At 40.3% G+C, this 14,210-nt stretch carries 10 protein-coding genes; 1 reads left to right on the top strand and 9 read right to left on the bottom strand.

Annotated elements, in window-relative coordinates; all coding sequences use genetic code 11:
• Positions 1-9 precede the first annotated feature (9 nt).
• The 9 genes from U9670_RS07285 to U9670_RS07325 all read right to left on the bottom strand — a co-directional run bounded on the left by U9670_RS07285 (position 10) and on the right by U9670_RS07325 (position 13,611).
• Positions 10-1,455 carry a surface lipoprotein assembly modifier gene (locus U9670_RS07285; protein ID WP_323842257.1) on the bottom strand — a complete coding sequence of 482 codons (1,446 nt, stop codon included), beginning with the start codon at positions 1,453-1,455 and terminating at the stop codon, positions 10-12.
• A 77-nt stretch (positions 1,456-1,532) separates the two neighbouring features.
• Entirely contained in the window at positions 1,533-4,307 is a 2,775-nt protein-coding gene (locus U9670_RS07290) for a lactoferrin/transferrin family TonB-dependent receptor (protein ID WP_323842256.1), read from the bottom strand.
• A gap of 9 nt (positions 4,308-4,316) precedes the next feature.
• Positions 4,317-6,974, bottom strand: a complete 2,658-nt coding sequence (locus tag U9670_RS07295) for a transferrin-binding protein-like solute binding protein (protein ID WP_323842255.1) — start codon at positions 6,972-6,974, stop codon at positions 4,317-4,319.
• Between the two features lie 297 nt (positions 6,975-7,271).
• The gene (locus U9670_RS07300; RefSeq protein ID WP_323842254.1) at positions 7,272-8,468 is read right to left on the bottom strand and encodes an amino acid aminotransferase; all 1,197 of its coding nucleotides are present in this window, start codon (positions 8,466-8,468) and stop codon (positions 7,272-7,274) included.
• Between the two features lie 114 nt (positions 8,469-8,582).
• Positions 8,583-9,497, bottom strand: a complete 915-nt coding sequence (locus tag U9670_RS07305; RefSeq protein ID WP_323842253.1) for a LysR family transcriptional regulator — start codon at positions 9,495-9,497, stop codon at positions 8,583-8,585.
• 245 nt (positions 9,498-9,742) lie between these two features.
• On the bottom strand, positions 9,743-10,243 hold the full coding sequence (rraA, locus tag U9670_RS07310) for a ribonuclease E activity regulator RraA (RefSeq protein WP_323842252.1): 501 nt from the start codon (positions 10,241-10,243) through the stop codon (positions 9,743-9,745).
• Between the two features lie 61 nt (positions 10,244-10,304).
• Positions 10,305-11,240, bottom strand: coding sequence for a pseudouridine synthase (locus U9670_RS07315; protein ID WP_323842251.1), 936 nt, complete (start codon positions 11,238-11,240; stop codon positions 10,305-10,307).
• Between the two features lie 209 nt (positions 11,241-11,449).
• On the bottom strand, positions 11,450-11,728 hold the full coding sequence (locus tag U9670_RS07320; protein ID WP_323842250.1) for a hypothetical protein: 279 nt from the start codon (positions 11,726-11,728) through the stop codon (positions 11,450-11,452).
• Between the two features lie 242 nt (positions 11,729-11,970).
• The gene (locus U9670_RS07325) at positions 11,971-13,611 is read right to left on the bottom strand and encodes a peptide ABC transporter substrate-binding protein (RefSeq protein WP_323842249.1); all 1,641 of its coding nucleotides are present in this window, start codon (positions 13,609-13,611) and stop codon (positions 11,971-11,973) included.
• 201 nt (positions 13,612-13,812) lie between these two features.
• Here U9670_RS07325 and U9670_RS07330 point away from each other — a divergent pair, with 201 nt between their 5' ends.
• Positions 13,813-13,935 (top strand): hypothetical protein, encoded by a 123-nt coding sequence (locus U9670_RS07330; RefSeq protein WP_323842248.1) that lies wholly within the window; start codon positions 13,813-13,815, stop codon positions 13,933-13,935.
• Positions 13,936-14,210 lie beyond the last annotated feature (275 nt).

Below are 14,210 nucleotides of genomic sequence, written 5' to 3' on the forward strand. Positions count from 1 at the left end.
ATCAATCAACTAAAAACCCCCTGATAACTCAACAAACACACGGCTTTTATCATAGTTATGTAATGGAATGGTGCTGTCTGTTTTTTGATACTGCCAAGTCAGCCTTGGCATGAGGCCTTTATACTTAAATTTGTCATGCCATAGACTGATGCCTGCATTATACTCTTTGTTGATTTGAATTTTATTAAAAATGGGCATGGGTGCCAAATAGTGCCTATTAGCAATGCCGACATTGGCACTGACACCAAGATTTTTCCATTGTTTAGAAATACTGCCCGTCAAGCCAATTCGTCTGTACGAGTCATCTTTGTCTCGTGTCTTAGTATATTGATAATCCGAACCGATACTCAGCCATGCATTGCCCAAAATCTGACTTTTAGTACTAAAACTTGGGGACAAACTGATGCTATAACCATCTAGATGCTTACGAGTTTGATATTTATTTTTGGCAAATTCAGCACTGGCAGAAAATTGGCTATCAGCACCAAGTAAAGTACTGCCTGCCAATCGCACGCCCACACTATCAGAAAAATACTTCAACTCGGTATTTTCTTTTTTTGCTCCTGCATAGTAGGTCAATTCATGAAAAGGAACGACACTTAAGCTTCTTTTGGCATCACGAAAACTGGTGTTGAGCGATGAACGCAAAGACACCTCATTATACTGCTTGGCATCACGATACAGCTTACCACGCACACTAACATCTGGGGAAATTGACACCCCTTCATCAAACAAAAATCTTTTGGATAGGCCAGTATTAAATGCTATGCCGTGAGCAGATATTGGGGCGTTTGCCGACCACCCACCGCCCAAATTCCGATTTTTTGGTGCATTATTAATATTTTTATCAATAATTAAATTACCACCAGCACGGACATCTGTTTTGGTAAAATTATCAATGGCAGTTAAATAAAGCGATAGTTGTTGTGTCAAGATTGGATCGCTGGTGATGATGTTACGAGCTTCTTTGTATTGACGATTAGCAAATAGGCTTTGGGCCAAACGCGCTGCAAATAACCGATTATCAGGGTAGTTATTTTTAAGATCTTTATAGAGCTTGATGGCAGTTTTATGTTCTTGGTTTTGTGTTGATAGTACAGCGTTTGCCCAAACGATCATTGGATATTCTATCAAATCTTTCGGCTGTTTTTGATAAATGGGTAACAATGTCCGCACGCCATCTATATTATTATAGACCAGTGCTGATAGCATCGCTCGTGCCAAAAGCTCGGGGCTGTTTAATAATGTAGATTCATCAATATTAATCACCTGTGTGTCAGTTGGTATTGCTGGTTGTGTTGGGCTGGGCGGTGGGGCAGAGTTGGTGTCAGACAACTGCAATCGGCGATCATCTTGGGTCTGGTCTATGATGTTGGCATGTGCTTGTACATGACACATCAGTCCAACGGACAATAACAATGGCAACGCACTGCCACACAATTCTAATCGTTTCATATAATCTCACAAAATAAGCATACAGGCGAACAGCGTCCACCTGTATGAATTTACCACACATCACATTGGTCAAAAAATTAATATTTCATCTCAAGTGATACTGCAAAGTTACGCCCTGGCGCGGCATATTGGTTCAGCGAAGCTTGTCCATGAGCATTGCCAGAAGTGATAGAAGTCTGACGCAACGACTCCCAAGTACTATAGCGATGATTCAAAAGATTTTGAACGCTGCCACGCACGGTAATATAATCCGTTGGACGATAGAACGCTGACAGGTCTAAGGTATGCCAACCACGACTTTTAACATTGGTGGCTTTTCTTTCATGCTTTTCACCACTAGGTATGACAGCCTGTGTTTTTAGCTCATTGGCATCTTTGGCACCAGTGATGGTCCAAGTTGCCCCAAGACCCCATTTATCGCCATCAGCTGCATAGTCCAACCCAAAAACATATCTGGTTGGTGTGATGGTATCTAGAAAATAACCATCTGCACTGATAAAGTTCCCTTTAATCTTATTTTCTTTCACATTGGTTTTAAGGTAAGCTAAACGACCTGTTAGACCCTGTGGCAGTTTATCTGATAAGCTGTCAAAATAGAGTTTACCACCAATACTAACACCATCAAGATGAACATCTTGGTAATTGCGATAGCCCCAGATCTGTACAGGTAAATTAGGTGCTGGTCTATCAAAGTGTTTTAAAGTTAGGTCAATTAAGTCTTTGTAACGGTTATCAAAATAGCTGACATCAAGCACGCCCATATTGCCTTTAACACTGATTCCCAATTCTTGATTTAAGGCTTTTTCTGGACGAACATTAGTGGCTTCATATTTGTCATCATCCTCACCTTTAATTAAGCCGTCCAAACGATAACCAAATAATTCTTTAAAACTAGGTACGCGATAGCCTGATGACGCTCGATACATGATATCCAAATAATCAGTTGGTCTTACCACAAGCCCAGCATTCCAAGAAGTGTTGTTGTATTTACCCTTACCAGTCCAGCTGTCATCACTATTAAACAAATGCGTATCATAGCGTAAACCCAAACTTAAATCCACCAAATCACCAAAATAAATGGTGTCTTTTAATGATGCGTGCAAATTATGCCCCGTAATAACACTGTCGCCACACTTACGTGCCTCACCAAGTCCAGATTGCTGATCTTTACACACATCGCTATATTTTAGCACAGGCGGTTGGATTGACCACACCTCCACACCGTGTTTATCTTTTAAGAATTCATATTGTAGTTTATAGGACTTTTCGTGAATGTCTGAAATGGTGCGTTTGGAGTTAAATTTATCTATACCAACACCCGCTGACAGCTTATGATCAATCTTCTCTCCTTGGATAAATTTACTAAAATCAGCACGCAATACATTATGATTTTCTACATAAATCGTACGGTTGCTTTTTTCGGCAGAATTGGGTTTATCAATACTAGCCACACAGTTTTTATCAATGGTTGGGTATTCAGAGCAGTATTTTTCGGTAACAAAATTGTTGATATCTACCGTTTGACGATCAACGCTAATTTTGGCATCATCAATTAAGGCGTTTTTGTTGTCATTTTTAAAGTGATAGCTTAAGCCAAATCTGTCTTTGCTGTGTTTTTCATCAATAAAACGAGCCTGCGACCAATAACCTGCAATTCCATCTGGTGGCGTAGTATGTAGTCCTTCATGGTAGCGACTACCAAGATAAACTTTTCGAGCTGAGCCTAGTGCACCTCCATTCAGAGTGTCTTTTAAGTGATAGCTTTCTTTGCTCATGTCTCTGGTGTCATATTTTTGTTTTGTGCTCTCATAAACTGCCTCAAAGCGATGCTGTGGAGCAAGATTATAGCCTAATTTGAACAAGTATGAGCCAGATTTATAATCCATAGGGTCGCCCAAAACTCGGTATGTACCTGTGTAATCTTTAGCATTCATTTTCTCAAAAATGGGTTTGCTTAGCACTTTTTTCTTAATCGTACAGCCCGCCAGACTGGTTTCATAGTCAGGACATTCTTCTACGACGATAAATTTATGCGTATCATCATCATCAAAGACAATGCCACCATTCGTCAAGTCATCAGCCGTACTGCCCCATCGCCATATGCCATATTCTGTGTTCAATATGTCTTTGTGTGGTATGACAGCCTGCTTGGTACGGTCGGTATATTGCAAGAGCAAATCAGCCTTGTCATTACGCAGGGCAAAGCCCGCAGAGTGCATGGTCTGCTTATCACGGCTAGCATAAGAGCCTTTGTAAAAGGTGCCAAATTTGCTATCATGGTCTAATACATCACTGACACTTTTGGTACGAAAACTCACCGCTCCGCCCAATGCCCCACTACCAGACTCTGTACCGCTCGCCCCTTGGCTGATTTGGACGGCACTGATATTTTCCAGTTCAATCTCGTTGATTGCACCGCTGCCCTCTCGACCTTCGCCTGTTTGGCGTTTTTGTACCAAGTATGACTGAGCTTGGCTTAGCCCATCAACAGTAACGGCAACTCGGTTTTTATCTACACCACGAATGGTATAACCTGAACTTGCACCACGACCTTGTTCTACTACTGCTACACCGGGTGTATCTTTGACCAAATCACGAATGGATAGGATTTGTTTTTGGCTAATCTCCTCGGCTGTTTTGACTGTTTTTCCAAGCCCTGTTACTTCTTCACTTTTCTTGGTTAAGCGTTTTTTAACCACAACATCAATCGTATCTAGCACGGCATTTGGGGCATTGGGATTTTTAGCAGTACTATTTTCATCATCTTGAGCAAATGCTGGGTTTACGGCCCCAAAAAGCATCGAACACACAACCAAGCTTAGGTATTTTTGGCGATATTGATTTTTTTTCATAACAATTCCTTATTTTTTCTCTTTATTATTTACCTGTTCACTTGTGCCATAGAACACGCCACCACCCACAACAGTGTCAGATTTATTCTCTTCGGTTTGCTTCTCTAATTTACCCTCAAAAGAGAATATACCCGCCAAATGTTTGGCGTCTTTGCCATAAAATCCACCTTGCACTTTGCTGTTGTCAATGGATTGTAAAATTTGATTATTTTGTTGTCTACCAGGGTCTAAGTCAAGTCGTCTGGCAAGATTTAGCGTGCCTTCAAAACCATTTTTTACAATGTTGGCGTTAATTTGGAAAACAGGGTTCGTGTCTTTCTCTTTAATCAGCTGACCTGTCAATTTTCTTTCATCAAAATTAACATTAAAATTAGCTTTGCTATCATACGCACCCTCGCCAGCTCTGGTTTGCCAGTGGTCGCCAATTCGCCCATGCCAAGTGCCTGAATAACTTACCTCGCCTCGGCTTGGAATCTGTTCACTTGGGGTACGATCACCCAATAGATAAAACCCTCTGACAGAATCATCAATTGCAATCTGTGCTTGCAATTGGCCATTGCCACTATTTGCATCAGGTTTTGGTAAAAATTCTTTTAAATTTTCCAATACCGTCAAATCAAATTTATCACCGCCAACAAACAATTTGACAATTTCATGATTTTCATTAACCTCGCCTTCAGTCTGTTTATCTAACAAAGACTCAAGTTTTTGTTTGATTGCCTGATGTTTATTGTTGGTATATGCTTCTAGCACCTTGGTGATGATTTCTTGTTTACTTTCTTGTTTTCCATCATCTTCTGATAACAGAATATAAACATTGATCAAATCAATCAAATCTCGTTTTTCAGTGTTGATTTTTTGTTTAAGATCAGCCTTAGCATTATCAATCACCTGCTCGCTATATTGTGGCTCTACTTCGCGTTTTGGTAAATACTTTTGCAAATTAGCTAAGACATCTGGGTCAAATTTATCACCCTGCCTCATCAAGCCCAATGCTTCTTCAATACTACTGTACTCAAATTTACCAAATAGCTTCGCCAATTTCGCCTCGGCTGGCTTGACATCTGTAAACGCAGACAGAATCTTTTTGGTAATTTTTGCTTTTAATACTAATGTCGGACTGTCTAAATACTCATTCAATTCATTTTCAACATCGCCAAGGATTTCCTCCCTAGCCTCTTGCAACTTATTTTTTGCCTGTTGAAGCTCACTTTCTGAATAGCCAGGATTGGCAGGCGGTTTTGGTTGGCCATTACCACTTGAATTAGGCACAACAGCTCTGTTAAACGAACCCAAACGCAACAAACCGTCTGTTGTACCAAAGCTTGTAACAACGGCTTTTTGACCTGAAGCAAGTTGTACTATTTTTTGACGATGGTCATTAGGCAAAAGCTCAATAAACTGAGAGCCTATCTGTAGTTGATTGACATTACCAAAGTTGGCAATCGAATGCATGGTTGCTTTTTGTGCAGGGTTAATTTGACTGTCCTGAGTGGTATCCACATACAACCCATCATATCGGACTTCCAACTTCTTCACCTGATTTTCGGTTTGTTTACCTGAAAATACCCCAAATACCGAATTATCGTCTGTCAAGAATCGCCCACCCAACTCTTCAGCATTAGGCCCAAAAAATCCACCTTCCAGACGATTGGTCGCATCTTTTTGGAAAAATTGTAAAGTAGTGTCTCTATCTACTGCTCTGGCACTGCCAGAAAAACGGTTGCCTTGAATTGTGGCATCAATTTCATAGCGTTTTTTGGTTTCTATCTCGCCTTTTCTGGTTTGTTGCTTGCTATTGCTTAAAGTCCCTTTTAAAGTTTTGTCATCAAAGTTGGCTTGAAAAGTCGCTTGATGATTGCCGTTTCGTGGTGAGGTCTGTCCAAAAGAGGTCTCAGCAAATGAAGTCGCCCCCATATAATCACCCCAGTAGTTATCCATACCAAAAGTTACGCCACCACCCAAATGTCCTTGCTCTGGTCGTTCATTGTTTTGGCGTCTGTCGCGTTTTGCATCGGTGACAAAATCCCACGAACCTGTGTATTGTACATTGCCCATGGTGCGTCCGATGGTAGGTTGTTCGGCATAATAATATACATAACCATCACCATCTTCTATGAGGTATTTTTTGCCCTTTTCATCCGTTTTTTCTAATGATTCGTCAGCATACAGGTAAGAAAATATCCAGCCTGTTTTGACATATTTGTAGTCGTCATGAGGCTTTTTATAAGGCGACATTTCCTCTGAAAAATTACTTTTATAACGCTCTTTGTTTTTTTGGTCATAATTTTGTTTAAGCTCTTTGGTCAAGTCCGCAAGAGTCTTTTGGCTATTTTTTTCAAGGGCATCTTCGCTTAGCTGCTCATGTTCACCAAAATAACTGACATCTTTGTAATCTACAGCCCGTTTGCGTTTTGGAATGGGCATAACCGCGCTTAATGCAGAACCAAATAAAGGCTTAATTAAAGTATCGCTATTTTGGTTAGGTGGCACAGGCTGAGCATCGTCTTTTGTTGGTGGCTGAGGAGTGGCGGTTGGATTCACGCCGACCTCAATATAGCGTGGATTACTAAATCCACCGCCATTACAAGCGGTTAATAACACAGTGCTGACAGCCAGAACCAGTGGTAAAGGGGTGAGTTTTTTAGTATTGGATAAATCAGACATAACGTCTCCAAGCAGATGAATTAATCAGTCAGATTGCACAAACAACAACCTTGCAATTTGATTATTTTTTTGTAACAAAAGATGGTGAAATATTAATGATTTCTTACGCTTATGGTCGGATTTATTATAATTAATCTTAAATGAAAAAGCAATAAGAATTATTATCAATAATTAAATTGCTTTCAAACAGTATTGCTGTCCACGGCAGAATCTGATTACCAGTTTAAACAATAAAAAAAATACCCCAAAGTTGGACAACCAACTTCAGGGTATTTACACTAAAAACAGCAGTTAAAATTATCTTAATACTTCTGCCATCGCATAAGCAACATATTCAACATTTTTGCTGTTTAGCCCTGCAAGGCACATACGACCATTTTCTACCATATATACCGCAAACTCATCACGCAGACGCACCACCTGCTCAGCATTTAAGCCAGTAAAACTAAACATGCCACGCTGTTTGGTGAAATAGCTAAAATCACGCTCAGGCAATTTGGCACTCAATGCGTCTTGTAACTTTTGACGCATCGTGCGAATACGATCTCGCATTTCATACACCTCGCCCACCCATTGATTAAACAATTCATCATCATTCATCACAATATCAACAACCGCACCACCGTGTGATGGTGGGTTAGAATAGATGCGACGCACGGTAAATTTTAGCTGTCCAAGCACACGCTCAGCTTCATCTGCCGATGGTGCAACTACTGACAAACCCCCAACACGCTCGCCATATAGCGATAAGTTTTTTGAAAATGAATTTGATACAAATACTGGCAAGTCCAGCTCTACAGCACGGCGAATGGCGTATGCATCACTGTCCATGTCATCACCAAAGCCTTGATAGGCAATGTCCATGAATGCGATAAGTTTTTTATCTTTAATGATATCAAGTACAATATCCCATTGCTCACGATCCAAATCTACACCAGTTGGATTGTGGCAACATGGGTGCAACAATACGACATCGTTTTGGTTTAGACTTTTAAAAAACTCACACATTTCATCAAATTTTACGCCAATCGTAGCAGCATCATAATATGGATACTCACCCACCTCCATGCCAGCACCTGCAAAGATACTGATGTGATTGCCCCAAGTTGGCTTTGATACATAACATTTGGCTTTTGGAAACCACTGATGAATGAAGTCCGCCCCCACTTTTAATGCTCCCGAACCACCCAAAGTAGCGATGGTTGCCACACGACCCTCAGCAACTGCCTGACTGTCTTTACCAAATAATAGCTCTTGGCACGCTTTTTTGTATCCAGCCAAGCCGTCCATTGGCAAATAACCTCTTGGTCGTGGCGGATTGGCAATTTGTGCTTCAGCGGTTTTTACACATTCAAGCACGGGCAGTTTGCCATCTTCAGTATAGTAAACACCGACACCCAAATTTACCTTGATATCGCTTCGTGGATCGTTTGCAAACTTATCCATCAGACCCAAGATTGGATCGCCTGCGTAGCGTTCAACATGATTAAACATGACAACTTTTCCTTTAATTAAAGCCTAACGGCGAAAATGATAACCAATACAGTATAAACCAAATCCCACCTCTTGTGCAGATCATTTCTAAACAAAAGTGGCAAAATACAGCAACTATTCTTTTGGACTGCTCACCAAAAATTCATGTGCGTTTTCAATCAAAAAATCCTTAAAAGCAAGTGCGGCAGGTGATAACGAACGATTTTTATGCGTATAGAGCAGAAATTTCCTCTCAACCACAGGCTCTGCAATCGGACGCATGACCAAACCATACAGCTCCACCCATTCTGCTGCATAGAGTAGGCAAATCGTTACACCCAAACCCATTCTCGTCATGCCAAGTGCTGTTGATAGAAAGTTTATCTCAAAATCAGGATTAAAAATACGGCTCGAAATTGGTGCTGGTAGCTCGTTTTGCAAAGACTTAATAAACGGTCCATTTAGGGTGATTAAGCGTTCATTCAATAAATCCGTCCAGCGAATTACCTCTTCATTAGCAAAAAAATGGGTCTTAGGTAGTACCAAATAAAACGGTGAGCTAAACAACGTATCTGTTTGCAAATCATCTGAATAAGTTCTCTCAGGTGCAATGCCCAAATCAGCTTCTAAATTTTCAATAGAATCTACAACATCATCCACCGAACAGTCAGTTAGGGTTACTTGGATATGTGGATGCAATTCACAAAATTTAGCAATGAATTTTGGCATAGTTGATGCCGATAATTGCTGAGACACCGCCAAACGCACATGACCTTGGTGCAACGATTTGAGGTTTGCGACTTTTTCGTTGAGTACCGACATCTCGTTCAGCACTCGTCTTGCTTGTGGCAGTAGTCGTGTTCCTGCATCGGACAAGTGTAACTTGCGAGTAGTACGATCAAACAGCTTAACATCAAGATTTTGTTCAAGCTCTTTAATCAGCCCACTCAAAGCAGATTGAGTCAGGCACAAAATCTCAGCCGCCCTAGTAAAGCTGTTTTGTTCAGCGACAAGCACAAAAGCACGCAGTTGGCGTAGCGTAGTACTCACGGTTATAATCCCTAGTAATATATGTATCAGTTATTATTATAAATTATAATTTTAAAGATACAAGTAGCTTATGAAAATAAATCCCAACCCTCATTAAAACCAAAATAAAAAACCAATCTTTAATTTAAGATTGGTTTTTTGGTTAATATTATTTTATTCAACAGACCAAACCGCTTTGGTCAATCAGCTTTTATGGGCATATTTTATTATTAGGTTTAAAGAAAGATCAATAACACAAAGACCAATCACACTAAGGCAATGTCTGACAGCAAAATGCCATTGTTATCCGCATAGACATACGCACCATCACAAATAGTAACGCCACCAAGGTACAAATCAAGTCCTATCTCACCCACACCTTTACGAATGGACTTTTGCGGGGTTGAGCCCAATGCCTGCACACCCAAATCAAGCTCAGCAAGTGCATCAACATCACGCACACAACCATAAATAATCACACCTGACCAGCCATGTTTGACAGCACTTTCGGCAATCATATCACCCAATAATGCACATCGCATAGAAGCACCGCCATCAACAACCAGCACTTTACCAATGCCATCGGTTGCCAACAATTCCTTAACTCGTGAATTATCTTCAAAACATTTGACAGTAACAATTTGTCCACCAAATGATTTACGACCACCAAAACTGCGAAAAAATTTACCATCTATGCTTGGTAAAACCACTTGGATTTTTTTGTCCTCGTTGGCATCTAACAAATCACAAGTTACAAATACACCCATCGTTTCACTCCCATCATCACAAACTACAACGAACAATTTTTTTTACAAAAATAGCATTTCATCAATCTTTTGTCAATTTATCCGACACTAAGTCAAGCGTGCGATTTGACCTAAAACTCATTTGTTGTTTTGTGATGGGGTCAACAAAACTGAGTGAATAAGCAAGCAGTTGTAGCGGTGAGGCAAAATCGCCCTGTTCTTTATGGCAAATGCTTGGGTAATAAGGGTCGTTTTTAATCGGAATGCCCAGATGATTCAAATGCACTCTTAATTGGTGCAACTTACCTGTGGTAGGATAAAGTTCATACTTCGCCCAGCCATCATGCACTTGCAACCGATGAATGCGTGTATGAGAATTAGGTACACCATCTACCACCGCCATTGTGTAAAAAGGCTCGCCACGCTCCATGCACAAATTCACATCAAGCGGAAAAGCCAAACCAAAATGAACAGGTGCAATGGCATGATAAACTTTTTTGATGGTTTGTTTTTTAAATAATGACTGATAAATGCCTCTGGTCTCAGAATTTTTGCTGATGAGTATTAACCCTGCCGTCTCTCTATCAAGACGATGAATGGGGGAGAGTGTGGAAATATTCGTTTTGCACTTTAGGCGAGTTAAGAGCGTTTGTCTAACATAGTTGCCACTTGGGGTAACTGTAAGAAAATGAGGTTTATCCACAACCATAAATTCCCGATTTTCAAAGATTATCTCGTGTTCAAACGGTACAATGGTTTCATTTTCTAAGAACCGATAATAATAAATATGGCGTCCATGACAATAAGGAGAGTTGGCATCAACCCGCCTGCCATCGTCCCAAATGACCAAACCATCATCAAAACGCCTCTGCCATTCATCAGGCAAGATATGAGGAAATTTTTGACAAAGAAAATGATAAATGTCAGCGGGCCTCTTGGTATTGTCCATAAATTTTTCTAAATAAACCACACTAGGAGACACGCCATCAATCATCGGAGGAACAAATACTCCACCCATTACAAAGCCCCTTGATCAAATCGTCCATTATAAATGATTTTGATCAGTCTTAACCAAACATTTTCCCAGCTGATAAAATTTAGCACAACCACCAACAAGAGCCACAATGCTTACAACAGACGACTTAACACCTGCCAACTGGCTTTATTTTTTATAAAAAAGTCATTAACACAGCATCATTCATTAAAAATTTAAGACACTCGCTTTAATCAATCAATTGCAAAACTTTTTTTAAAGGCCAAACCACCAACCTTGACCATCTTAAAGCCCCAAAAACCACTGCAAACAAATACCATATTGATGACAAGAATGTATTGATCATAAAAACAAACAAGCTGTTTTGGTCGGCTTTCAGCACCACCTATCAATCTTGCACTTTGTAAGAAAAAGCTGACAAAAATTGACGATATTGGCGTATTTTCTTGTTGTTTTAAATTTGGCATAATATTCCCAAGCAGCAAGGAGATGGCAGATGGATATGCCGACATGGACGAATGCTGTGGTAAATGGAAGTAAAGCAAGGACGAATACGGAAAAAATCATGTAAATCTCCCAAAACAATAAGGCCACAATCATAACGGTTGTGGCCTTATTGTTTTTTATTAGATTATTACGATTTGCGTGATTACAAAAAGCTCCTGTACTACTGGGAGCTTTTTATGTTTATTGAATGTGTATTTTTCGCGCCAGCAGAAGGGGCTTTCACCCCTTTTTTTGGCTTTTAAGATTTTTATTTAATTGACCAGTACTTAGCTTGCCAATTACCCAGTGCATCCTTAGTAGAATAGCCCTGAACATAAGGCTTAACCGCCCTTGCATTAACTTGGTAATACACCCATACATTTGGCACATCTTTATCCAAAATCGCCTCTAAGTCATGATACACCTTGGCGCGTTCAGTATCACTGGTCTTAGTCAAAGATGTTTTTAATAATGCGTCATAATCTGCATTGGAGTAATTGCCATAGTTGCCTGAGCCCTCAGTACGCATGACATTCAAAAAGGCTGCTGGGTCATCATAGTCGCCACACCAAGCTGCACGCGCCATTTGATGTTCGTGGTTACGGCGACTTGCCAGATATGCCTTCCACTCTTGATTAACCAGATTAATCTTGACAAAGCCAAGTGCATCATGCCATAGTGATTGGGCAGCAACAGCAACTTTTTTATGATTTTCGCTGGTATTATAAAGTAAGTCAAATTTAAGCGGATTAGACTCATTGTAACCTGCCTCATTGAGCAACCGCTTAGCCTCAGCAATGCGTGCAGTTTTGTCAAGTTTGTGCCAATCTGGGGTATAATTTGGGTTGTTAGATACGACTGTTGGCGTCATCTGATAAGACGGCATCTCACCACGAGCAGCAACTTTTTCAGTGATGGTTTCACGATCAAGTGCCAGCGTCATTGCACGGCGAACACGCAAATCGTCAAATGGCGGTTTTTTGACATTCATTTCATAATAATATGAACAAAATGATGGTGAGGTCTTAACCTCATCTTTATTAGCCGATGCCAACACATCACTTGGGATATCGGTAAAAGTAATGTCAATCTCACCCGCTTGATATCGTGAATAATCCGTTGGGCCACTATCAATCGGCAACAACACCAAATGCTCAATGGCGACATTGGCAGCGTCATAGTAATGTGGGTTTTTGACAAAGACCATTTTTTCGCCAACTTTCCAGTCTTTTAAAATATACGCACCGTTTACCACAATATTTTCAGGTTTTGCCCATGCATCACCAAGTGTCTCGACCACTTTCTTAGGCACAGGACGCATGGCAGTGTAGGCAGCCATCTGTGGAAAATATGGTACGGGTTCAGATAAGGTGATTTGCAAAGTCTTATCATCAAGTGCCTTTACACCGACCTGTTCTGGTGGCAATTTACCCTCAATAATGTCGCTAGCATTTAGCACTTTGGCGTCTGCAATAAAATTGGCAAAATTAGCGGCGGTCTTAGGGTCAACCATACGCTGAAAACTAAATACAAAATCATGTGCTGTAATGGCATCGCCATTTGACCAATTGGCATCACGAAGTTTAAATACCCAAGTGATGTTGTCCGCACTTTCCCAACTTTCTGCAATGCCTGCGATTAATTTGCCATCTACATCTGTACTGGTCAATCCCACAAACTGCTGGCGTGCAACTGACGATTCTGGTACACCACCTGTCTTGTGGGGGTCAAGTGAGCTGATTTCTGCACCGTTGTTAATGGTTAGCGTTGTCTTGTCTTGCTTACTGGCAGTTTCGCTTGTTTTAGCGTCTGACTGGGCCGATTCGGATTTGTTTTCACAGCCCGACACAGCAAGCAACACACCAATAGACAAAGCTGAGACTGCAAATTTTAGCGTATGTTTTGTCATAATACATTCCTTTTTGATCATTTTGCCAGAAGTTATGGGCTTTAAGCACAAGTAATTAAAGCCTTAAAGCATTATTTGGGGTATTTTATCATCATCATAGAATAAATGGTTTTGGTTTTTTATTCCATTTTTGAATATATAAATCTCATTTTTCATGTAAGTATTTTCTTACACGCATTGGCGATATTAGTGTATTGTTTTATGCCAAGAAAATTGGCACAATATGACCATCAGCAAGGATTGGGTGAATGGATATGCCGACATGGACGAATGCTGAATGTCATGATGACGACATGGAAATTTAGGAATGGCAAAACACGATAAAACCACAAAGTTCACTTTGTGGTTTTATTGTCACATATAAAAATCAACAATAAGCACTGATTAGCACTCAACATTTATCGCTTATCAATATTCATCTTAGCCGCACATGGCACAACAAAACCAAGACCTTGCACCACTTTCAATCACTTTTGATACAAGGTCCGATAAGATAATTGACAAACTGCTGATCTAAATTCTAAGTTTAATCAGCCTACCATCGTACTTTAGCAGCTTAATGGCCAAATTGTACAATCATCATCTTTTTAAAAGACTGG

It is taken from the genome of Moraxella tarda, assembly GCF_035181405.1.
Classification (GTDB): Bacteria; Pseudomonadota; Gammaproteobacteria; order Pseudomonadales; family Moraxellaceae; genus Moraxella.

Excerpts from the sequence above, each read along its gene's own strand:
- rraA (WP_323842252.1), bottom strand. The coding sequence starts at position 10,243 with ATGGGTGTATTTGTAACTTGTGATTTGTTAGATGCCAACGAGGACAAA.
- U9670_RS07330 (WP_323842248.1), top strand. The coding sequence starts at position 13,813 with ATGCCAAGAAAATTGGCACAATATGACCATCAGCAAGGATTGGGTGAA.
- U9670_RS07290 (WP_323842256.1), bottom strand. The coding sequence starts at position 4,307 with ATGAAAAAAAATCAATATCGCCAAAAATACCTAAGCTTGGTTGTGTGT.
- U9670_RS07295 (WP_323842255.1), bottom strand. The coding sequence starts at position 6,974 with ATGTCTGATTTATCCAATACTAAAAAACTCACCCCTTTACCACTGGTT.
- U9670_RS07320 (WP_323842250.1), bottom strand. The coding sequence starts at position 11,728 with ATGTCGGCATATCCATCTGCCATCTCCTTGCTGCTTGGGAATATTATG.
- U9670_RS07315 (WP_323842251.1), bottom strand. The coding sequence starts at position 11,240 with ATGGGTGGAGTATTTGTTCCTCCGATGATTGATGGCGTGTCTCCTAGT.
- U9670_RS07285 (WP_323842257.1), bottom strand. The coding sequence starts at position 1,455 with ATGAAACGATTAGAATTGTGTGGCAGTGCGTTGCCATTGTTATTGTCC.
- U9670_RS07300 (WP_323842254.1), bottom strand. The coding sequence starts at position 8,468 with ATGTTTAATCATGTTGAACGCTACGCAGGCGATCCAATCTTGGGTCTG.
- U9670_RS07325 (WP_323842249.1), bottom strand. The coding sequence starts at position 13,611 with ATGACAAAACATACGCTAAAATTTGCAGTCTCAGCTTTGTCTATTGGT.